Raw genomic sequence first — 19,503 nt, forward strand, 5'->3', positions numbered from 1 at the left:
CGAGTACTGGATCGCCCGCGATGACGTGCTCGGCGCGGCGCGCACCGCCGGGCGCCTCGCCATGGAGCTGCTCGAGGCAGGCGAGGTCGCGCGCACGGCGAGCTGGGCGGCGCGCGGCACGCGTCTGATCAATCGACTGCCGGAACCGGAATCCGTGGGCGGGTTCGTCGCCCTGGTGCCTTCCGCGCTCACAGCGATGTTCGTCGGCGACATCGACGATGCGGTCCGGCGATTCGATGAGATCGCCGAGATCGCCGAGAGAACCGGCGATCGCGAACTGGCGGCGCACGCGGCATTCGGGCGGGGCAAGAGCCTCACGACGATCGGCCGGACCGCGGAGGGCTTCGCGAGCCTCGACCGGACGATGGCGATCATCGCCACCGGAGAGATCTCGCCGACCACGACGTGCGTCTTCTACCGCGCGATCCTCGATGTCGCGCTCGAAGGGTTCGATCTCGCACGCGCGGAGACATGGACGGACTCCTTCGTCCGGTGGTGCCGTCCGCAGCCGGAGCTGATCGCGTACAGCGGGCAATGCCATGCGTACCGCGCACAGCTTCTCCTGCTCCACGGGGAATGGGCGGAGGCGGCCGCCGCGGCCTCCCTCGCGGAGGAGCGTTTGCGCGCAGGGGATTTCACAGCGGGCTTCGTCGCCAACTACCAGCTGGCCGAACTGCATCGGCTGCGGGGCGAGTTCATCCGGTCGGAGGATCACTATCGCCGGGCGGCGCAGAGCGGGTGGGATCCGCAGCCGGGCCTGGCACTGCTCCTCGCGGCCCGGGGCGACCCCGGTGCCGCGCAGGCGATGATCCGCCGCAGCACGGACGCAGCCGGCGAAGCGACCCGCCGTCGTCTGCTGCCCGCTGTGGTGGACATCGAGCTCGCCGCGGGCGACGTCGCTGCGGCTCGGCGGGCAGCGGACGACCTGAAAGGGCTGCGCGGCTCGACCCCGGATCCACCGCTTCTGCTCGTGGCGTCGGCAATCACCGCGGACGCTCACGTGCTGCTCGCCGAGGGAGACGCGCAGAGTGCCCTGGATGCCGCGGAGCGGGCACGGTCAGCATGGTCGTCGCTGCACATTCCTTACGAAGAAGCACAGTGCCGAGTGCTGCTCGGACGTGTGCACGCCGCGCTCACAGATTCCGACGCAGCATCCGAGGAATTGGAGGCAGCGCGCGCGGTCTTCCTCACCCTCGGCGCGCGACCCGCCCTGACCGAGCTGGCGGCGCTGACCGGCGACCGCACCGCGGGCGTCCTGACTGCTCGCGAAGTGGAGGTGCTGAGGCTGGTCTCGACCGGGCTCACCAACCGCGCCATCGCGAACCGGCTGTCGCTCAGCGAGAAGACCGTCGCCCGTCACCTCAGCAACATCTTCGGCAAGCTGGGTCTGTCGTCGCGGGCCGCTGCGACGGCGTACGCCTATCAGCACGGACTCATCTGACGCCCGGTCTGCATAGGTGGCCGAGTGGCCGATCTGCATAATTCGACCCATCCCTGCACCGCCGGTGAATGGATGATTCTGACGAAGCGGAGGGCCGGCTGGTGCGCCTACCTTGAGGGGCATGGACATCCCGATCGTCGCAGGCACGATCTCGACGGTGGTCTTCGCGGTCAGCAACCTGCCGATGCTGCGCAAGGCGATGCGCACGCGCGATGTCTCCTCCTACAGCCTCGCCAGCCTGGTCATGATCAACGGCGCCAACCTCGTGTACTCGCTCTACGTGTTCACGCTGCCGATCGGTCCGATCTGGGCGCTGCACACGTTCTACGTCCTCTCGTGCGCCATCATGCTCGTGCTGTGTCTGCGCCAGCGTCGCTCCAGCGTCGTCGCGGCGACCCGCGTCACCCGTCCTCGACGTCGCATCCGTGCGGAGCAGGCGTCCGGGGCGTAGCGTCGAAGGGCTCGCACCAGGAAGGAACCGCGATGCCCGCGACGTTGCAGGATGCGCTCGGAATCGATGAACCCATCGTGCTCGGTCCCTTCGGTGGCGCGTCGTCGATCGAACTGACCGCTCTGGTCAGCGAGGCGGGGGGGCTCGGCTCGTACGGTCTGTACGGCTACGCCCCCGACCGCATCCGAGACACGATCGCAAGCCTGCGCGCTGCCACCGACCGACCGTTCGCGGTGAACCTGTGGCTGCCCACGGGCGACGAGGTGACGCCGGCGGACCTCGACCTGCGACCCTACCTCGATGCACTCGCACCCCAGTACGAGATCGTCGGCGTCGAGCCGCCGACGCCGCCGGCAGCGTTCCTCCCGGATTTCGAGGCCCAATTCGAGGCGATTCTGGATGCCGCGCCCGCCGTGGTCAGCTTCGTCTACGGCATTCCCGCACCGGATGTCCTCGACCACGCCCGCCGTCGCGGCATCCGTGTGCTCGCGACGGCGACGACCGTCGCGGAGGCGGCGGCACTCGATGCGGCGGGCGTAGACGCGATCGTGGCGAGCGGCTCGGAGGCGGCCGGTCACCGGGTGTCGTTCCTGCAGCCCGCCGAGCAGTCGCTGGTCGGCGCCTTCTCGCTCATTCCGCAGGTGGTCGATGCGGTTCGCGTGCCGGTGATCGCCGCCGGCGGCATCGCGGATCGGCGCGGGGTCGCGGCCGCGTTCGCACTCGGCGCCGCCGGCGTTCAGGTGGGCACCGCCTTCCTGCGAACGCGTCAGTCGGCCGTGCCCGAGTCGCACCGGCGTGCGATCGCCGGCGCGAGCGACACGGGCACCGTGCTCACCCGGGCGATGAGCGGCCGTCTCGCCCGCGGCATCCCGAATCGCGCCCTGCGCGACGTCGAGACCCGCGGGCTGGTGGCTCCATTCCCGGCGCAGAACTGGCTCACCGGCGTGTTCCGCACTGCGGCCGCCGCGCACGACCGAGGCGACCACCTCTCGCTGTGGGCGGGGCAGTCCGCGGCTCTCGCGACCCGCTCCGACGCCGCCGAGGTGTTCGCCGAGCTGCGAGCAGGCGTGCCGCGCTGAGCGCGAAACGCGACGTAACGCGATGCGGGAGCCTCCCGGCATCCGTGTTGTACTGGTTCGTCATGCCCAGCCACAGCCGGGCCGAACCACAGGAGTATCCCCCGCATGTCACGTCGTACCGCTGTCGCCGCCTTCGCCCTTCTCGCCACCGCCGCCCTCACGCTGTCCGCGTGCAGTGGGAGCACGTCCGCCGGATCGTCGGCTGAGGGCGACGAGTTCGATCTCGTCGAGGCCGGCACGTTGACCGTTGCGACCGAAGGCACGTACCGGCCCTTCAGCTTCCACGATGAGTCGGGTGATCTGGTCGGCTTCGATGTGGAGATCGCCGAGGCCGTCGCCGAGAAGCTCGACCTCGAGGTCTCGTTCAAAGAGACGCAGTGGGATGCCATCTTCGCCGGACTCGAGGCGGGCCGCTTCGACGTCATCGCAAACCAGGTGTCGATCAACCCGGAGCGCGAGGAGAAGTACCTCTTCAGCGCGCCCTACACCGTCTCGCCGGGCGTCATCGTGGTGACCGAGGACGACGACTCGATCTCGAGTTTCGACGACCTCGCCGGCAAGACGACCGCCCAGTCGCTCACGAGCAACTGGTACGAGCTGGCTCAGGAGAGCGGCGCGACCGTCGAGGCGGTCGAGGGCTGGGCCCAAGCGGTCTCGCTGCTGCGCGACGGCCGCGTCGACGCCACCATCAACGACAAGCTCACCTTCCTCGACTACGAGACCACCGACGGCCCGACCGGCCTGAAGATCGCCGCCGAGACCGACGACCCGGCCAGCAGCGCGTTCGCGTTCACGAAGGACAAGCAGTCCCTGGTGGATGCCATCGACGACGCGCTGGCGGAGCTGCGCGAAGAGGGCGTGCTCGCCGAGATCAGCGAGAAGTACTTCGGCGCCGACGTCACGTCGTAGTTCTGACGGGTCGAGGTCGCGCGACAGCGGCCGTCGACGTCGGTGAGGAGCAAGCATGAACGAGACGTGGACGCTGATCGTCGACTCGTTCTGGCCGCTTCTGTGGGCCGGGCTCAGCGCGACGATTCCGCTCGCGCTCGCGTCCTTCGCGATCGGCCTGATCATCGCCCTCGGCGTCGCGCTGATGCGGATCTCGGCGAACCCCGTGCTTTCGGGCATCGCGCGGTCGTACATCTCCGTCATCCGCGGCACGCCACTGCTCGTGCAGCTGTTCGTGATCTTCTACGGACTGCCCTCGATCGGCATCGTGGTCGATCCGTGGCCGGCGGCGATCATCGCCTTCTCGCTCAATGTGGGCGGATACGCCGCTGAGATCATCCGCGCGGCGATCCTGTCGGTGCCGAAGGGCCAGTGGGAAGCCGCTCACACCGTCGGCCTCTCGCACACCAAGTCACTGACCCGGATCATCCTCCCGCAGGCGGCGCGCGTCTCAGTGCCGCCGCTGTCGAACACCTTCATCTCGCTGGTCAAGGACACGTCGCTGGCGTCCCTGATCCTGGTGACCGAGCTGTTCCGCCAGGCGCAGGTCATCGCGGCGTTCACCTACGAGTTCATGATCATCTACCTCGAGGCGGCGCTCATCTACTGGCTCTTCTGCCTGGTGCTCTCGGCAGGGCAGGGCGCTCTCGAGAAGAGGCTGGATCGCTATGTCGCCCATTGACCCCGCCGACCCTCTGGCTCCGACGGCCGAGCCGTCGGGCGCGCCCCTTTTGCAGGTGCGCGGTCTGCAGAAGAGCTTCGGCGCCAACCAGGTTCTGAAGGGCGTCGATTTCGAGGTGCGCCGCGGTGAGGTGGTCTGCCTCATCGGTCCGAGCGGTTCGGGCAAGACGACCGTACTGCGTACCCTCAACGGACTGGAGACGCCGGACGGCGGCGCGATCGAATTCGCGGATGCCGCAGCCATCGACTTCTCGAAGGCTCCGTCGAAGGCGCAGCGACTGGCCTTGCGAGACCGCTCCGCGATGGTGTTCCAGCATCACAACCTGTTTCCGCATCTCACGGTCGTGGAGAACGTCATCGAGGGACCGGTGCACGCGCACGGCGTGTCGAAGGCGGTCGCAGTGGAACGCGCCGAGCGGCTGCTCGAGCGCGTGGGTCTGGCGGAGAAGCGGGATGCCTTCCCATTCGAGCTGTCGGGCGGACAGCAGCAGCGCGTCGGAATCGTCCGCGCCCTCGCTCTGCAGCCCGACCTGCTTCTCTTCGATGAGCCCACCAGTGCACTCGATCCCGAGCTCGTCGGTGAGGTGCTGGTGGTGCTCAAGGAACTCGCCGACGAGGGGTGGACGATGGTGATCGTCACGCACGAGCTCGCTTTCGCCCGGGAAGTCGCCGACGAGGTGCTGTTCTTCGACGACGGCGTCATCCTCGAGCGCGGCGCCCCCAAGTCGCTGCTCACCAACCCGACTCACGAGCGCACGCGGCGGTTCCTGGATCGGATCCTCCGGCCGTTCGACGGCTGAGCGTCAGGAGGTCGTGGCGCCGCGAGCGCGCGCCGCGAGGCCGAGTCGGCTCACGCTGTCACCGTGCGGTGCGCCCGTGCGTGGGTGACGTCGACCCACGGGCTCCACAGGAACCAACCGGGCAGAGCCGCCGCCAGGCGCGGCGGCCCGGTCACCGAGATCGCCCCGGAGTCGATCGCATCTCGCCAGCGGCGATAACCCTGGAACACGTCGGCGAGGTCCGCCGTCGCCATGGTCACCACGAGGTCGACCTCGAATCCCGGATGCTGGGTGCACACCGATACGGCGCCGTGCTCGAGCACGAACCAGATCGTCTCGGGAGCGGGCGCCGTGTGGCGCCACTCGATCACGACCCGCCGCGGCGGGAACCGGTCGACCGCGATCCGGCGATGCATCCACCACATGAGGGTGGTGGGTTCGACCTCGTGCGGCTCGAGGTCGTCGAAGAGCCACTCGATCGCCCAGCGCCCGAGGCTGTCGATGACACGCTCCAGGTCGCGCCCGGCCGGGGTGAGGTGGTACTCGCTGCCGTGGCCGGTGGGAGACGGCCAGGTCTCGAGAACTCCGCTTCGCTCCAGGTGACGCAGCCGCTGCACAAGCAGAGACCGCGAGATGCCCGGGAGTGCGCGTGCGATGTCATTGAACCGGGTGTTGCCCAGTACGAGTTCGCGCACGATCAGGGGAGTCCACCGGTCGGCCATGATCTCGCTGGCCATCGCCACAGGACAGTACCGCCCGTAATCCGCCATGCTCCAATGGTCGCGCGGCGACGCCGATGGGGGTAGTCCCGAATCTGGACCGGCCCGGTCGCGATCGTGCACTGGATGGAAGAGGCCGACAGTCGGATGCTGGCTTCATGACCACCATCGACTCGACTGCAACACGGATGTCCACCTCGCTCACCGATCGCGCGGATGAGATCGGACCCGTCCTGGCGGCGAACGCCGCCCGTCACGACCGCGAAGCAACCTTCGTCTCGGAGGCGTACGGCGCGCTCCGTGAGGCCGGTCTGCTCCGAGCCGCCGTTCCCAGCGAACTGGGAGGAGACGGCGCCACCATCCGCGAGGTCGCCGGCCTGCAGCGGACGCTGGGACACTACTGCGGTGCGACCGCGCTCGCCAGCGCCATGCACCAGCACGTCACCTGCTTCACCGCGTGGCGCTATCGGCGCGGGCTGCCGGGCGCGGAGGCCACGCTGCGCCGCATCGCCGACGAGCAGATCGTGCTCGTCTCGACCGGCGGTGGCGACTTCACCCACCCCGCCGGCGAAGCTGTCGCCGTGGACGGCGGCTATCGCGTCAGCGGGCGCAAGCGCTTCGTCAGCCAATCATCCGTCGGCACGGTCATGTCGACGATGTTCCCGTTCGACGATCCGGACCGCGGCATGCGCGTGCTGAACATGGCGATCCCTTTCGCCTCAGAGGGCGTCGACGTCGGGAGCAACTGGGACACGCTGGGGATGCGCGGCACCGCCAGCGATGACGTGGTGCTCACCGACGTCTTCGTGCCGCAGGAGCGCGTCCTCGCGGATCGACCCTACGGTGTGATCGATCCGCCGCTGCAGGTCATCGCGAGCATCGGGTTCTCGATCATCTCGGGTGCGTACCTCGGCGTGGCCGAGGCGGCGTACGCCGAGGCGCTGAAAGCCGGCGCCCGGAATCCCGACGATCCGATCGTGCAGCGGGCGATCGGGTTGATGCGTCAGCGACTTCAGGTCGCCGCCTGGGCGCTCGACGGCGCGCTGACCGAGATCGGGGATGACCCCACGCCGTCGTTCGACGGATTCCTCGCAATCATGGCGGCCAAGGCCGAGATCGCACGGGCCGGCGTCGAGGTGTGCGACCTTGCGATGCAGGTCGCAGGCGGCAGCGCGTTCTTCAAGGGGTCGGTCATCGAGCGCTGCTATCGGGACATCCGGGCCGCAGCCTTCCACCCGCTCACGCCGGAGGCGACGCTCCTGGCTGCCGGGAGGCACGCGCTCGGTCTGCCACAGACCTGATCAGGCGTCGCGCCGGACCTCGAACCCGCGTTCGCCGGTCGGAGCGGCATCCGTCACCTGCGCCGTGTCGACCCGGGAACCCGGCGGTCCCTCGGCCATCCAGGCCAGTACCTCGTCGACTTGGGACGGTGTGCCCTCCACCTCCGCCTCGACGGTGCCATCCCGGCGGTTGCGCACCCAGCCGGCGACCCCGGCGTCGTCGGCGATCATCCGCATCGTGTACCGGTACCCGACGCCCTGGACGTCGCCGCTGACGATCACGTGCGCACGCCTCATGGTTCCATCGTGCCGTCTTCGGGGGTGCACTGGCGAGAGGCGGGTGCCAGGATGCCTGCATGGGAACCGTCGACGACTACCTCAACGACCTCGACACCGGCGACCGGGAGGTCATTGATCGGGTCTACGCACTGGCCCGCGAGGTGGTGCCGGACGCCGAGCAGGGCAGGGGCTACGGTATGCCCGCGCTGGTCTACCGCGGCAAGCCGCTGATCTCTGTCATGCGCGCGAAGAGACACATCGGACTCTACCCGTTCAGCCCGGATGCCGTCGCCGCGGTCGCGGCGGACGTCGAGGCGGTCGCGGGCACGGGCCTGGACAAGGGCACCATCCGGTTCCAGCCGGAGCATCCGCTGCCCGACGATGTGATCCGCGCGCTCGTGCGACGGCGTCGCGATCTGATCGACGGGTGACGACCGGCGGCACTGCCGCCGCGGGTCGATCAGTGCGGGAGGACCAGGCTGACGCCGATGCCGATCATGACGACGGCGATGACGGCGTCGAGGATGCGCCACGCGCGCGGCGTGCCCAGCCAGCGACCGAGGTAGCGGGCTCCCAGCCCGAGGGCGAAGAACCACACGACGCTCGCGATCATCGCGCCTATCGCGAAGAGCCAACGGGCATCGCCGTGGGTGTTGGCGACGGAGCCGAGCAGGAAGACGGTGTCGAGGTACACGTGGGGATTGAGCCACGTCAGGGCGAGGCAGGTGAGGGCGACCGGCAGGGCCCGCGTCGCCGTCCGGGCCACGGTCGTACCGTTCGTCGTGCTCGTTGGCGCGGCGGTCGGGCCGGAAGGCAGGGCCTCGGGTTCCGCGGCCGGGGCGTCGGAGTCCTCTCCACGCCCTCCGAGCGCGTCGCCTGAGGGACGCCACGCGCGGCGGGCCGCGAGCAGGCCGTATCCGACGAGGAAGGCGGCGCCCGCCCACCGTACGACGTCGATCAGCCATGGCACGGCGTGCAGCACCAGGCCCACTCCCGACACGCCGACGGCGATGAGGGCAGCGTCCGAGATCGCGCAGATGGCGGACACCAGGATCACGTGCTCCCGCCGAAGGCCCTGGCGCAGGACGAAGAGATTCTGCGCGCCGATCGCGATGATCAGAGACAGACCGAGGCCGAGTCCGGCGAGGAGGGGGGTGAGCACATCTCGACGCTACGGCGTGGCGATGCGACAGTCCAGCTCATGATTCTTCACATGCATTAGCCTGACTGATGATGAGGATTCCCGTTGAGCTGGCCGAGACCGTCGCCGCCGTGGTGGACGAAGGCACTCTGGATGCCGCTGCCCGCCGGCTTCACATCACACCGTCCGCGGTCAGTCAGCGCATCAAGACGCTCGAGGAGCAGCTCGGCCGCGTGGTGCTCGTCCGCTCCAAGCCCGCGCGTCCGACCGAGGCCGGAACCGCGGTCGTGCGGATGGCGCGGCAGGTCGCCCTCCTGGAGCACGACACGCTGGCCGAGCTCGGCGACGACAGCAGTCCGGACTCGCGGACGACGGTCCCGCTCGCGGTCAACGCCGACTCACTTGCGACGTGGTTCCTCGAGCCGCTCGCGAGGCTTTCGGCGCAGCATCCGGTCGTTTTCGAACTGCACCGCGACGATCAGGACTTCACCGCGGGACTGCTCGAGTCGGGGACCGTCATGGGCGCGGTGACGTCGCGCTCGACGCCGGTCGCCGGATGCCGCGTGAGTGCGCTGGGGGCGATGCGGTACGAAGCCGTCGCGACTCCGGCGTTCGCAGAGCGCTGGATGCCGGATCCGGACCAGCCGGCGACGCTGGCGGGCGCGCCGCTCGTCGACTTCGATCGACGCGACGATCTGCAGACGCGCTGGCTGCGGGCGTGCGGCATCGACGAGGCGCTGCCGACGCGGCACTACGTTCCCGCCTCGAGCGACTTCGCGTCAGCGGTTCGTCTCGGGCTGGGATGGGCGCTGCTGCCGGGCTTCCAGTCCAGCAGCGGGCTGGATGGCGGTGAGCTCGTGCGTCTGGGCGGCCCGCCGATCGACGTGCCCCTGCACTGGCAGCAGTGGAACCTGCGCTCCCCGCTGCTCGATGCGATCGCGCACGAGATCGTCGCGGAGGGGCGTCGCGTGCTCCGCCCACTGGACACCGGTCGTTGAGCGAGCCCGAGGCACCCGGTCGTTGAGCGAGCCCGGAGCGCGAGACGAAACGCCGTCAGTCGTCGCTGACCCGAAGGACGATCTTGCCCCGGGTGTGACCCTGTTCCAGCTCCGCGTGCGCGGCGGCAGCATCGTCCAGGTCGAAGACGCGGTCGATGTAGACCTGGACGGCACCGGAGTCGAGCAGCCTGCCGACGGTGGCCAGTGCACTGCCGTCCGGAATCACCTTGAAGCTCGTCGCCCGCACGCCCGCGTCCGCGGCGGCGTCGACGTAACCGGGCCATGAACCGGTCGGCACGAGGATGTACAGCCCGCCGGGACGCACCACCTTCAGCGACCGCTCTCCGGTCTGAGCGTGCACGTTGCCGACGAGGTCGATGACGACGTCGACGTCCGCAATGACATCTTCGAATCTGGTCGTCGTGTGGTCGATCACGACGGACGCGCCGAGCTCCCGCAGCCAGGAGGCGTTGTGCGCCGAACCGGTTGCGGTCACGTGCGCGCCGAAGTAGGCGGCGAACTGCACGGCGAGGTGCCCGACGCCGCCGCTTGCGGCATGGATCAGGATCCGCTGGCCTTCGTGCGCGTGGGCGGTCTCGACTACCAGGCCCCAGGCGGTGAGGGCCGCGAGGGGCACCCCGGCGGCCTCGACGTGGGACAGCGACGACGGCTTGCGGGCGACGGACTGCGACGGAACGACCGCGAACTCGGCATAGCTGCCGCCGGACCGCGGGAACGGGACCATGCCGAAGACGGGGGTGCCGGGCGGCAGGGGATGGGACTCGTAGGGAGACTTCACGACGATGCCGCTGAAGTCGAATCCCAGGACCGCGGGGTACGACGCGATGGATCCGGAGACGCCTGCGCCCGATCGGGTCTTCGCGTCGATGGGGTTGATGCCTGCCGCCACGACGCGGACGAGCAGCTCGCTCAGAACCGGGGATGGCACGGGCACGGAGGCCTGGTGCAGCACCTCGACACCTCCGGTGGCGTCGATGACGGCAGCCCGCATCGTCTCCGGGGGATCGGCGACTGCGATCAAGGCGGAATCGGGGGCGGATGCTGGTCGCAGCGGCCGGAATCTCATCCGTCGCTCCTTCCACGTGCGTGTCGGCGTCGGCAGCACTCGTCGGCTGATGGTCCCAGTCAACCCTGACTATGTCTCGCCCGTGTTACGCGGGTGCTACCGGCCGACTAAGCCCGGCCGGATTTCCGATGTGACGAGCGTGCCTGACGCGGGCAACTCAGCGGTGCTCGGGAGTCTCACCGGCCGTCAGCGCATGCAGCAGGCGGGTGAGATCCCGGATCTCGTCCACGGACCAGGCTTCGAGCGTGTCGAGCAGCACGGTCTCCTGCGGCGCCCGCGCGGCCGCCAGGCGCTCGAGGCCTTCGGGGGTGGGGGAGAGCAGACTCGACCGGCCGTCGGAGGGGTCGGGTGTGCGGACGATCAGCCCGAGCTCCTCCAATTCGCGAACCGTGCGGCTGATCTGTCCTTTGTCGGCCATCTGCGCCTCGGCCAGGGCGGACAGGGTGATGCTCTCGCGCCGCACGATGGTGGTGAACACCTTGTATGCGCCGGGGAGCATACCGGGCGCCACGCGCTGGGCGTTGTCGGCCAGTACGCGACGCATCCGGTTGATGAGCTCGCCGAATTCGGCCTCGAGTGCGCGCACCGCCTCGGTTCGCGCCTCGCGGACCTCGGAATCGGACATTGCAAGAGACACTATCGGCGCCCTGGCCCCTCGTGCGCAGCGGACCCGGTGGTCGCGGCATCCGCTTGCGTGCGGATGGTTCCGGTCGCGTCGAGCGCGGCCATCCCCTCAGCCGTGGAGACGGTGGCGAGGTCAGCCTCTCCCGCGGCGAGGCGCTCCGACGTCGTCATGCGTGTGAGCGGCTTGTTCGGCAGGAACACGATCGCGATGAGGCTGATCACCGCGATCGGCACGGCGATGAGGAACGAGTGGGCGATGCCCTGCGCGTAGATGTCCTCCACGATGACGCGAACGGCGGTCGGCAGCGTGCTCACCTGGGGAAGCGTGCCCGACTGAAGCTGCTCGGCGACGGCCGCACCGTCGGCCCCGAGGTTCACGATCGCGGTCGTCAGCGCCTCCTTGCTGGAGGCGAAGAGGTCGGTCACCGATGTGGCGAGCGCGGCTCCCATGACGGACACGCCGACCGTGCCGCCGAGGCTCCGGAAGAACGCGACGCCCGAGCTCGCCACACCCATCTCGGCGGGGTTGGCGGTGTTCTGCACGATGAGGACGAGGTTCTGCATCGTCATTCCGACGCCCGCGCCGAGCAGGAACATGTACAGCGAAACCAGCACGAAGTTCGTGTCGTAGTGCAGCGTCGACAGCAGGAACGAGCCGGCGATCAGCAGCACACCGCCGACGATGAGGTACGGCTTCCAGTGGCCGAACCGGCTGATGAGCTGCCCGACGACGATGGAGGCGATGAGGAGACCGGCGATCATCGGCAGCGTCAGCAGACCGGCTTCGGTCGGGGTCGCGCCGCGCGCCATCTGCATGTACTGGCTGAGGAACACCGAGGTGCCGAACATCGAGATGCCGGTGGCGATCGAAGCGATCACCGCGAGCGTGTATGTGCGGTTGCGGAACATCGACAGGGGAACCAGGGGCTCACGCGAACGGAGCTCGACGATCACGAACACGATGGCGGCCAGGAGCGCGCCTCCCGCCATCAGCACCGTCTCCAGGCTCCACCAGTCGTAGGACTTGCCGGCGTTGGTGATCCAGATGAGCAGGAGCGAGACCGACGTCGCGAGCAGCACGATGCCGAAGTAGTCGATGCGCGCCTTCTTCTTCGGGCGCTTCTCGATGTTCAGGGTGATCTGCAGGATGATCAGCGCCGCGATCGCGAACGGGATGGCGACGTAGAAGTTCCAGCGCCAGCCGATGCCGTCGGTGATGAAACCGCCCAGCAGCGGTCCGCCGATCGTTCCGAGGGCCATGACGGCGCCGAAGAGGCCCATGTACCGACCACGCTCGCGGGGGCTGATGATGTCGGCCATGATGACCTGGCTCAGGGCGGCGAGTCCGCCCGCGCCGATGCCCTGCACGGCACGGAACGCGATGAGCGTGCCGGGGTCCTGCGAGAACCCGGCCGCGGCCGTGGCGAGCACGAAGATGATGAGCGCGAGCTGGATCAGCAGCTTGCGGTTGAAGAGGTCGGCGAGCTTGCCCCAGATCGGGGTCGAGATCGCCGTCGTCAACAGAGTGGCGGTGACGACCCAGGTGAATGCCGCCTGGTCGCCGCCGATGTCGTGGATGATCACCGGCAGGGATGTCGAGACGACCGTCGCCGCCAGAATCGAGACGAACATGCCGAGCAGAAGACCGGACAGGGCCTCCAGCACCTTGCGGTGCGACATGCGTGGAGCTTCGGCGTCGAGTGCCGGATCGCCGGGGGTGGTTGTGTCGGAGGCCATGGCGGCCCTTTCAGAGCGGAGTGCGTGCGCGACGGCGATGGCGCGATTGGTTGACTGGTGTCAACTATATCGTATTTGGTTGACCCCGGTCAACCATCGCTCATTCGGCCAGTGCGAGCGCGCGGAAGGGCTCACGAGAAGCGAGCGGCCGCGGCATCCGCTCTTCCGTGGTCATCCCCTCAGCCTTTCGGAGGGTCGTGCGTCGGTGCAGCTCGTCGATGAGCGAGGTGGCGAGCTGGACGAGCTTCGCGATCTCGGCCTCGTCACGGTCGACCCATTCGCAGCGCGGCTCGTCCTGTACGGGGACGAAGGCGGCGTGCTCCTCCCACGTCACGAGCGTGCGCTCGGCGCCGAGCACGTGCTGCTGCCACCACACCTGCCGAAGATACGAGCGCGGGATGCTGCGCCACGCCTTGTTCGTCGTCTTGATCTCGCAGAGGATGACGCGCCCTTCCCGGTCGACGACCACGCCATCGGGCGTTGCGAGGTGGCGCTTCTCGATCACCGCATGGAAGAGCGCGCTGGAGGGGAGGATGCCGTGGGTCGCGGCGACCCAGCGGGCGATCTCGGGTTCGCGGACGCGGCCATGGGCCGTGTAGGCGTTGCCGGAGAATCCCGAGCCCATCAGCTTCGCGTCGGCCGCCTTCGCGATGGCGTTCGGCGAGGTCAGCGTTGCGACGTCCGTCGCCGTGATTCCGCGCGAACGCGCCCGCACCCACGCGACGCGGTCACGGGAGTCCGCGACGATGCGGGCGGCGAGTTCGGGGGTCACGTTTCGAGGGTAACCCCGTGCGCCGACGTGTCCAGGGGGCGACATGCCCGCGCGCCGGAACCCTCTTGTGAACTGGGCGCAGAGTGGCATCGTCGGAGCATGGACACCATCACCCCAGACCAGTTCAGCGCAGAATCCGGTGTGGACGACTGGCGGCCGGGCGACACCGGCGCGGTCGCCGAGTTCCGCACGCGCAACTTCGCCACCGGGGCCCGGCTGTTCGCGGTGATCGCCGAGCTCGCCGAGGCAGTGAACCATCATCCCGACGTGACGGTCACCTATCCGTCCGTCCGCGTGACGCTTCTCACGCACTCTGCGAGCGGGCTCACGGCGAAGGACGTCGCGCTCGCTCGGCAGATATCGGCGGCCGCGCGCGAGCTGGGCATCGAAGCGAAAGTCTGAGCGCCGAGCGCACTGCTCCGCGCCGGGTGCACAGCTTGCCTGCGTCGGAAGCCGTGCGCCCGTTGCGAAGTCGGGCACTCGCGACCAGAGCCCGGCGTCAGAACGCCGCGGCGCCCGCCTCCGCGACCGAGTGGTCCTGCTCGCCCGAACCGCCGCTGACTCCGACCGCACCGACGACTGCGCCATCGCGCGAGAGCGGGATGCCGCCGGCGAAGATCGCGACCTTGCCGCCGTTGGTGGCGTGGATGCCGTAGAACTGCTGGTTCGGCTGAGCGTTGTCGCCGAGATCTTTCGTGGAGATGTCGAAGGCCCGCGAGGTCCAGGCCTTGTTGACCGAGATGTTGACGCTGCCGATCCAGGCACCGTCCTGGCGGACGTGGGCGACGAGGTTGCCGCCCGAATCGACCACGGCGATGTTCATGGGCTGGCCGATCTCGTCGGCCTTCTTCTCGGCGGCGGCGATGACGCGACGAGCGTCTTCGAGGGTGACGGTGGACATGGCGATTCTCCTTGGTTCTGCCCGGCAGACCCGGGCTTCGATCGTCGGGTGAGGGTCAGGCGGCTTTGATGTAGCCGTTGGGGTTGAGCACGTACTTTGTGGCCGCGCCGGCGTCGAACTCGGCGTAGCCCTTGGGGGCGTCGTCGAGCGAGATCGCCTTCGCGTTGACGGCATCCGCGATGTGCACCTTGTCGTGCAGGATCGCCATCATGAGCTTGCGGTTGTAGCGCATGACCGGGCACTGACCGGTGGTGAACGACAGCGACTTCGCCCAACCTGTGCCGAGGCTGATCGACAGCGATCCGACCTTGGCGGCGTCGTCCACCGCACCCGGATCGCCGGTGACGTACAGACCCGGGATGCCGACCGCACCGCCCGCGGCCGTCACGCCCATCAGCGAGTTGAGCACCGTCGCCGGAGCCTCCTTCGCCTGGGCACCGTGGCCCTCGCTGCGCGCTTCGAATCCGACGGCGTCGACCGCGGCATCCACCTCGGGCACTCCGAGAAGCTGCTCGAGCTGATCGGGTACGGATCCGTCGCCTACGTTCACCGTCTCGCAGCCGAAGCTGCGCGCCTGCGCCAAGCGCTCCTCGTTCAGGTCGCCGACGATCACGACGGCCGCGCCGAGCAGCTGCGCACCGGCGGCCGCCGCGAGGCCGACCGGACCCGCGCCGGCGATGTAGACGGTAGAGCCCACGCCGACACCCGCGGTGACCGCGCCGTGGAAGCCGGTCGGGAAGATGTCGGACAGCATCGCCAGGTCCAGGATCTTCTCGAGCGCCTGCTCGCGATCCGGGAACTTCAAGAGGTTCCAGTCCGCGTACGGCACGAGCACGTACTCGGCCTGACCGCCGACCCACCCGCCCATGTCGACGTAGCCATAGGCGCTGCCGGGCCGGTCGGGATTCACGTTGAGGCAGATCCCGGTCTTGCCCTCCTTGCAGTTGCGGCAGCGGCCGCACGAGATGTTGAACGGCACCGAAACGATGTCGCCCAGCTGGATGAACTCCACGTCGGGACCCGTCTCGACGACCTCACCGGTGATCTCGTGCCCGAGCACCAGCCCGGCCGGTGCGGTCGTGCGGCCGCGCACCATGTGCTGGTCGGACCCGCAGATATTCGTCGCGACGGTCTTCAGGATCACGCCGTGCGGGATCTTCCTGCCGACGTTGTCCGGATTGACCCCCGGCCCGTCATGCAGTTCGAAATCGGGATAGTCGGTGTCGATCACTTTGACCACGCCCGGCCCCTCGTACGCGACCGCTCTGTTCGCAGGCATCGTCGCCCTTCCTTTCGAAGCCGTCGGACGAGACGTCCCCGCCCCTCTCTGATCCTGATCTCTCGATTGGAGTGACGCAACGCCCCCGGCGATTTGGCGGAAGGAGCGGCATCCCGTAATCTGGAGCCCAGCCGAAGACCGCTGGTCATCGACGTGCGCGCAATCGCACGAAGATCGAAGCTCTGCAGTGCAGGGGCCCGCGCAGGTGTACGAAAGAGATCTCCTCCGAGTTTCTTGCTCCGTGCGCTTGCGCCGGAGCTTTTTTCATTGTCGAGCGAGATCCGATGAGCGGATGCCGACGGCCGACGCCCCGCCATCGTGGAGCGTCTCGTACACACAAGGAGTGGCCATGGCGCAGAAGGATGCATCGGTCGCCGAGCTCACGAAGCATTTCGAGGACTCGACCGCCGTTCTGCTGACCGAGTACCGCGGTCTGACGGTTGCCCAGCTCAAGGAGCTGCGCAACAGCATTCGTCAGGACGCGGAATACGCCGTGGTGAAGAACACGCTGACCAAGATCGCCGCCAACAAGGCGGGTATCTCGACGCTGGACGAGGACCTCAAGGGTCCCTCGGCCATCGCATTCGTGCACGGTGACCCGGTCACCGTCGCGAAGGGTCTGCGCGCCTTCGCCAAGGCACACCCTCTTCTGGTGATCAAGGGCGGGTACTTCGACGGTGCCGCCTTGACCGCAGACGAGGTCAACAAGCTCGCTGACCTTGAGAGCCGTGAAGTCCTGCTGGCGAAGCTCGCCGGTGCGATGAAGGCCTCGCTGTTCGGCGCCGCATATCTGTTCAACGCTCCGCTGTCGAAGGCCGTTCGCACGGTCGACGCGCTGCGTGAGAAGCAGGAGTCCGCCGCCTGATCAGGGCGCGGCTGACAGAAACCTAAGCAAGGAGAAAATCATGGCAAAGCTCACCACCGACGAGCTGCTCGACGCGTTCAAGGAGCTCACGCTCATCGAGCTGTCGGAGTTCGTCAAGAAGTTCGAGGAGACCTTCGAGGTCACCGCCGCGGCGCCCGTCGCCGTTGCCGGCCCGGCTGCCGCCGGTGCGGCTCCCGCCGAAGAGGTCGAGGAGCAGACGGCATTCGACGTCGTGCTCGAAGCCGCAGGCGAGAAGAAGATCCAGGTCATCAAGGTCGTCCGCGAGCTCACCGCTCTCGGTCTCGGCGAGGCCAAGGCCGTCGTCGACGGCGCCCCCAAGGCTGTGCTCGAGGGCGCAACCAAGGAGGCCGCTGACAAGGCCAAGGCCGCTCTCGAAGAGGCCGGCGCGACCGTCACCCTGAAGTAGCCAGCTGTACACGAGATTGCCCCGGATGCTGCGGCATCCGGGGCATTCTTGCGCGCACGCCTCACCCGATGTGGTCGATGCCCGGCCTCGGGTCGGAGGAGAAAACCGAGTGGCGGGAGTCCACGGGTCCGGTCGACGCCCGCACGATCAGACGGGCCGACAGCTCAACACGCCGTGGCTCCCCGGCGCCGCCGAGCTCCGCTTCGAGCAGCTCCACAGCGAGCCGTCCCTGTTCGCGCGGCAGCTGCTGCAGCGTCGTCAGCGCGAACATCTCCGCGTACTCGTGGTCGTCGATCCCCACGACACTGAGGTCGCTGGGCACGCGGATCCCTAGCCTGCGGGCCGCGATGATCGTGCCGATCGCGACCTCATCGCACACGGCGACGATTCCCGTGGGCCGAGTGCGCGCGGCGCCCAACAGGTCAACGGATGCCGCATACCCCCCGGGAAGCGACACGTCTGAGACGACGTGCTGCGTGTGCTCGGCCAGACCCGCCTCGGCCATGCCCGCGAGGTACCCGCCGAGCCGTCTGCGGTCCACACTGGCCCAGCGGGCGGTGCTTCCCCCGCCGACGAACGCGATCCGGCGGTGACCCAGCCCGGTGAGGTGCGAGGTGGCGCGCCGCCCGGCGTCGTCGTCGTCGATCCCGATGACGGTGGCATCGGCATCCGAACCCACGACACTGACCAGGGGCCGGCCGATCATCAGCAGCCGTTCGAGTTCGTGATCCTCGGGTTCCAGCCCGACCGCGATCAGACCGTCGAACCGCTTGCGTGCGAGGAAGTCCTCGAAGATGCGCCGTCGGCCGTCGGTGCCCGGGTTCGCGTCGTACAGCGTGAGGTCCAGGCCCCGCTCGAGCAGCGCGGACTGGATTCCCTCGAGCACCTCGGCGAAGAACCAGCGGTGCAGATAGGGGATCACCACACCGACGTTCCGCGTGCGGCCGGTCACCAGGCTCGCGGCGTTGCTCGAGGGGACATAACCCAGGGATGCCGCGACCGCCCGCACCTTGATCCTCGTGCGCTCGGAGACGTAGCCGCTGCCGCTCAGCGCCCTGCTGGCGGTGGACTTCGAAACGCCCGCGAGTCGCGCAACGTCGGAGATCCCGCTCATCGGTGCTCCCTTGCGTGTACGAGCTGCGTTCCTCATCCGCTTCGAGAAGTTCGCCGGCAGCGGGCAGTTGTGGAAACGATTCCACACCGAATCTGTTTGCCGTACCGCGCGCAGTTAGAACCCTAGCGCGCCGTCCTCGGGCGCCGAATAGTGCTTGGCGCCGAGGGTTACCGAGTTGTGACAACCCATGATTGTGTCCCGCTCGTTCTGTCCCATACGGTGGCTATGGAATCGGTTCCCGACCAATTCACATGGATGGGACTTGAATCGCGCACCGCGCACAGCACTTCAACGAGGAGGCAGAAAATGACTGGAATGCGTTCACCGGCGCATCGCCGCACAGCGATGGCATTGGGCATGGTGGCGATCGCCACGCTGACCCTGGCCGGCTGCGCCGAGGGCGGCGGCGAAGACTCGGGCGACTCGGGGAGTGTCGAAGGCGAAACCGTCACCATCGCCGGCGGCATCACCGGCATCGAGGCCGAGAACATGCAGAAGTCCTTCGATAAGTTCACCGAAGACACCGGCATCATCGTCGAGTACACGGGCGACAAAGGCTTCGAGGGCAACATCGTGACCAAGGTCCAGGGTGGCGACGCGCCTGACATCGCGATCGTGCCTCAGCCCGGCCTTCTGAGGACTTTGGTCGAGACCGGCGAGGTCGTGGAGGCGTCCGAGGAGGTCGAGGCGAACGTCGACGAGAACTGGTCCGAGGACTGGAAGGCGTACGGCACCGTCGACGACGTGTTCTACGCCGCGCCGATGCTCGCCAACATCAAGGGCTACGTCTGGTATTCGCCGGCATCGTTCGAGGAGTGGGGCGTGGAGGTTCCCACGACTTACGACGAGCTGCTCACGCTGACCGAGACGATCGTCCAGACCACCGGCGGTCCCGCGTGGT

Annotated in this window: 22 protein-coding genes and 1 pseudogene; 13 read left to right on the forward strand and 10 right to left on the reverse strand. The window is 68.3% G+C overall.

What is annotated here, in order from left to right; genetic code table 11:
- From VFX99_RS14715 to VFX99_RS14740, 6 genes are all read left to right on the forward strand, one after another.
- Nucleotides 1-1,441 (forward strand): response regulator transcription factor (locus VFX99_RS14715; RefSeq protein ID WP_329667042.1); only part of this gene is annotated, 1,441 nt, incomplete at its 5' end.
- 121 nt (nucleotides 1,442-1,562) lie between these two features.
- A complete protein-coding gene (locus VFX99_RS14720) occupies nucleotides 1,563-1,892 on the forward strand; it encodes a hypothetical protein (protein ID WP_329667043.1) in 330 nt (109 codons plus the stop codon).
- Between the two features lie 32 nt (nucleotides 1,893-1,924).
- On the forward strand, nucleotides 1,925-2,971 hold the full coding sequence (locus VFX99_RS14725; RefSeq protein ID WP_329667044.1) for an NAD(P)H-dependent flavin oxidoreductase: 1,047 nt from the start codon (nucleotides 1,925-1,927) through the stop codon (nucleotides 2,969-2,971).
- Nucleotides 2,972-3,076: 105 nt separating this feature from the next.
- The gene (locus tag VFX99_RS14730; RefSeq protein WP_329667045.1) at nucleotides 3,077-3,880 is read left to right on the forward strand and encodes an amino acid ABC transporter substrate-binding protein; all 804 of its coding nucleotides are present in this window, start codon (nucleotides 3,077-3,079) and stop codon (nucleotides 3,878-3,880) included.
- Nucleotides 3,881-3,935: 55 nt separating this feature from the next.
- Nucleotides 3,936-4,601 (forward strand): amino acid ABC transporter permease, encoded by a 666-nt coding sequence (locus tag VFX99_RS14735; RefSeq protein ID WP_329667046.1) that lies wholly within the window; start codon nucleotides 3,936-3,938, stop codon nucleotides 4,599-4,601.
- Nucleotides 4,588-5,400, forward strand: coding sequence for an amino acid ABC transporter ATP-binding protein (locus VFX99_RS14740; RefSeq protein ID WP_329667047.1), 813 nt, complete (start codon nucleotides 4,588-4,590; stop codon nucleotides 5,398-5,400). The genes VFX99_RS14735 and VFX99_RS14740 overlap by 14 nt, the downstream gene beginning before the upstream one ends.
- A 50-nt stretch (nucleotides 5,401-5,450) precedes the next feature.
- Here VFX99_RS14740 and VFX99_RS14745 read toward each other — a convergent pair whose 3' ends face one another.
- Nucleotides 5,451-6,149 (reverse strand): winged helix-turn-helix transcriptional regulator, encoded by a 699-nt coding sequence (locus VFX99_RS14745; RefSeq protein ID WP_329667048.1) that lies wholly within the window; start codon nucleotides 6,147-6,149, stop codon nucleotides 5,451-5,453.
- A gap of 107 nt (nucleotides 6,150-6,256) precedes the next feature.
- Between VFX99_RS14745 and VFX99_RS14750 the strand changes: the two genes are divergently transcribed.
- Nucleotides 6,257-7,399, forward strand: coding sequence for an acyl-CoA dehydrogenase family protein (locus VFX99_RS14750; protein ID WP_329667049.1), 1,143 nt, complete (start codon nucleotides 6,257-6,259; stop codon nucleotides 7,397-7,399).
- Here the strand turns inward: VFX99_RS14750 and VFX99_RS14755 are convergent, their stop codons facing one another.
- On the reverse strand, nucleotides 7,400-7,675 hold the full coding sequence (locus tag VFX99_RS14755; RefSeq protein ID WP_329667050.1) for an acylphosphatase: 276 nt from the start codon (nucleotides 7,673-7,675) through the stop codon (nucleotides 7,400-7,402).
- Nucleotides 7,676-7,734: 59 nt separating this feature from the next.
- On the opposite strand from VFX99_RS14755, the gene VFX99_RS14760 reads away from it, so the two are divergent.
- On the forward strand, nucleotides 7,735-8,088 hold the full coding sequence (locus tag VFX99_RS14760) for a DUF1801 domain-containing protein (RefSeq protein ID WP_329667051.1): 354 nt from the start codon (nucleotides 7,735-7,737) through the stop codon (nucleotides 8,086-8,088).
- 29 nt (nucleotides 8,089-8,117) lie between these two features.
- On the opposite strand, the gene VFX99_RS14765 is transcribed toward VFX99_RS14760, so the two are convergent.
- Nucleotides 8,118-8,819 (reverse strand): LysE/ArgO family amino acid transporter, encoded by a 702-nt coding sequence (locus VFX99_RS14765; RefSeq protein WP_329667052.1) that lies wholly within the window; start codon nucleotides 8,817-8,819, stop codon nucleotides 8,118-8,120.
- Between the two features lie 71 nt (nucleotides 8,820-8,890).
- Between VFX99_RS14765 and VFX99_RS14770 the strand changes: the two genes are divergently transcribed.
- A complete protein-coding gene (locus VFX99_RS14770) occupies nucleotides 8,891-9,796 on the forward strand; it encodes a LysR family transcriptional regulator ArgP (protein ID WP_329667053.1) in 906 nt (301 codons plus the stop codon).
- A gap of 55 nt (nucleotides 9,797-9,851) precedes the next feature.
- Here the strand turns inward: VFX99_RS14770 and VFX99_RS14775 are convergent, their stop codons facing one another.
- From VFX99_RS14775 to VFX99_RS14790, 4 genes are all read right to left on the reverse strand, one after another.
- On the reverse strand, nucleotides 9,852-10,883 hold the full coding sequence (locus VFX99_RS14775; protein ID WP_329667054.1) for an NADP-dependent oxidoreductase: 1,032 nt from the start codon (nucleotides 10,881-10,883) through the stop codon (nucleotides 9,852-9,854).
- Between the two features lie 157 nt (nucleotides 10,884-11,040).
- Complete coding sequence (locus VFX99_RS14780; RefSeq protein WP_329667055.1) at nucleotides 11,041-11,508, reverse strand: MarR family winged helix-turn-helix transcriptional regulator; 468 nt, start codon at nucleotides 11,506-11,508, stop codon at nucleotides 11,041-11,043.
- 11 nt (nucleotides 11,509-11,519) lie between these two features.
- Nucleotides 11,520-13,244, reverse strand: a complete 1,725-nt coding sequence (locus tag VFX99_RS14785; RefSeq protein ID WP_414684397.1) for an MDR family MFS transporter — start codon at nucleotides 13,242-13,244, stop codon at nucleotides 11,520-11,522.
- A 100-nt stretch (nucleotides 13,245-13,344) separates the two neighbouring features.
- Nucleotides 13,345-14,016, reverse strand: coding sequence for a YqaJ viral recombinase family protein (locus VFX99_RS14790; RefSeq protein WP_329667056.1), 672 nt, complete (start codon nucleotides 14,014-14,016; stop codon nucleotides 13,345-13,347).
- A 99-nt stretch (nucleotides 14,017-14,115) separates the two neighbouring features.
- Between VFX99_RS14790 and VFX99_RS14795 the strand changes: the two genes are divergently transcribed.
- Nucleotides 14,116-14,418 carry a 4a-hydroxytetrahydrobiopterin dehydratase gene (locus VFX99_RS14795; RefSeq protein WP_329667057.1) on the forward strand — a complete coding sequence of 101 codons (303 nt, stop codon included), beginning with the start codon at nucleotides 14,116-14,118 and terminating at the stop codon, nucleotides 14,416-14,418.
- Nucleotides 14,419-14,515: 97 nt separating this feature from the next.
- On the opposite strand, the gene VFX99_RS14800 is transcribed toward VFX99_RS14795, so the two are convergent.
- On the reverse strand, nucleotides 14,516-14,917 hold the full coding sequence (locus VFX99_RS14800; protein ID WP_329667058.1) for a heme-binding protein: 402 nt from the start codon (nucleotides 14,915-14,917) through the stop codon (nucleotides 14,516-14,518).
- Between the two features lie 55 nt (nucleotides 14,918-14,972).
- Nucleotides 14,973-16,196, reverse strand: a complete 1,224-nt coding sequence (fdhA, locus tag VFX99_RS14805; RefSeq protein WP_329667059.1) for a formaldehyde dehydrogenase, glutathione-independent — start codon at nucleotides 16,194-16,196, stop codon at nucleotides 14,973-14,975.
- A 349-nt stretch (nucleotides 16,197-16,545) separates the two neighbouring features.
- Here fdhA and rplJ point away from each other — a divergent pair, with 349 nt between their 5' ends.
- Together rplJ and rplL are read left to right on the forward strand one after the other, a co-directional pair.
- Nucleotides 16,546-17,061 carry a 50S ribosomal protein L10 gene (gene rplJ, locus VFX99_RS14810; RefSeq protein ID WP_329667060.1) on the forward strand — a complete coding sequence of 172 codons (516 nt, stop codon included), beginning with the start codon at nucleotides 16,546-16,548 and terminating at the stop codon, nucleotides 17,059-17,061.
- A gap of 40 nt (nucleotides 17,062-17,101) precedes the next feature.
- Entirely contained in the window at nucleotides 17,102-17,488 is a 387-nt protein-coding gene (gene rplL, locus VFX99_RS14815) for a 50S ribosomal protein L7/L12 (RefSeq protein ID WP_292824211.1), read from the forward strand.
- A gap of 61 nt (nucleotides 17,489-17,549) precedes the next feature.
- Here the strand turns inward: rplL and VFX99_RS14820 are convergent, their stop codons facing one another.
- Nucleotides 17,550-18,602 (reverse strand): LacI family DNA-binding transcriptional regulator, encoded by a 1,053-nt coding sequence (locus VFX99_RS14820; protein WP_329667061.1) that lies wholly within the window; start codon nucleotides 18,600-18,602, stop codon nucleotides 17,550-17,552.
- 306 nt (nucleotides 18,603-18,908) lie between these two features.
- Between VFX99_RS14820 and VFX99_RS14825 the strand changes: the two are divergent.
- Nucleotides 18,909-19,503 (forward strand): annotated as a pseudogene (locus VFX99_RS14825) (extracellular solute-binding protein); the annotation flags it as partial.

Source organism: Microbacterium sp. (genome assembly GCF_036277215.1).
In the GTDB taxonomy this organism is placed as follows: Bacteria; Actinomycetota; Actinomycetes; order Actinomycetales; family Microbacteriaceae; genus Microbacterium.

Bases quoted from the DNA above. Each gene is read 5' to 3' on its own strand.
- VFX99_RS14720 (WP_329667043.1), top strand. From the start codon at position 1,563: ATGGACATCCCGATCGTCGCAGGCACGATCTCGACGGTGGTCTTCGCG.
- VFX99_RS14725 (WP_329667044.1), top strand. From the start codon at position 1,925: ATGCCCGCGACGTTGCAGGATGCGCTCGGAATCGATGAACCCATCGTG.
- VFX99_RS14730 (WP_329667045.1), top strand. From the start codon at position 3,077: ATGTCACGTCGTACCGCTGTCGCCGCCTTCGCCCTTCTCGCCACCGCC.
- VFX99_RS14735 (WP_329667046.1), top strand. From the start codon at position 3,936: ATGAACGAGACGTGGACGCTGATCGTCGACTCGTTCTGGCCGCTTCTG.
- VFX99_RS14740 (WP_329667047.1), top strand. From the start codon at position 4,588: ATGTCGCCCATTGACCCCGCCGACCCTCTGGCTCCGACGGCCGAGCCG.
- VFX99_RS14745 (WP_329667048.1), bottom strand. From the start codon at position 6,149: ATGGCGGATTACGGGCGGTACTGTCCTGTGGCGATGGCCAGCGAGATC.
- VFX99_RS14750 (WP_329667049.1), top strand. From the start codon at position 6,257: ATGACCACCATCGACTCGACTGCAACACGGATGTCCACCTCGCTCACC.
- VFX99_RS14755 (WP_329667050.1), bottom strand. From the start codon at position 7,675: ATGAGGCGTGCGCACGTGATCGTCAGCGGCGACGTCCAGGGCGTCGGG.
- VFX99_RS14760 (WP_329667051.1), top strand. From the start codon at position 7,735: ATGGGAACCGTCGACGACTACCTCAACGACCTCGACACCGGCGACCGG.
- VFX99_RS14770 (WP_329667053.1), top strand. From the start codon at position 8,891: ATGAGGATTCCCGTTGAGCTGGCCGAGACCGTCGCCGCCGTGGTGGAC.
- VFX99_RS14775 (WP_329667054.1), bottom strand. From the start codon at position 10,883: ATGAGATTCCGGCCGCTGCGACCAGCATCCGCCCCCGATTCCGCCTTG.
- VFX99_RS14780 (WP_329667055.1), bottom strand. From the start codon at position 11,508: ATGTCCGATTCCGAGGTCCGCGAGGCGCGAACCGAGGCGGTGCGCGCA.
- VFX99_RS14785 (WP_414684397.1), bottom strand. From the start codon at position 13,244: ATGGCCTCCGACACAACCACCCCCGGCGATCCGGCACTCGACGCCGAA.
- VFX99_RS14795 (WP_329667057.1), top strand. From the start codon at position 14,116: ATGGACACCATCACCCCAGACCAGTTCAGCGCAGAATCCGGTGTGGAC.
- VFX99_RS14800 (WP_329667058.1), bottom strand. From the start codon at position 14,917: ATGTCCACCGTCACCCTCGAAGACGCTCGTCGCGTCATCGCCGCCGCC.
- fdhA (WP_329667059.1), bottom strand. From the start codon at position 16,196: ATGCCTGCGAACAGAGCGGTCGCGTACGAGGGGCCGGGCGTGGTCAAA.
- rplJ (WP_329667060.1), top strand. From the start codon at position 16,546: ATGGCGCAGAAGGATGCATCGGTCGCCGAGCTCACGAAGCATTTCGAG.
- rplL (WP_292824211.1), top strand. From the start codon at position 17,102: ATGGCAAAGCTCACCACCGACGAGCTGCTCGACGCGTTCAAGGAGCTC.
- VFX99_RS14820 (WP_329667061.1), bottom strand. From the start codon at position 18,602: ATGAGCGGGATCTCCGACGTTGCGCGACTCGCGGGCGTTTCGAAGTCC.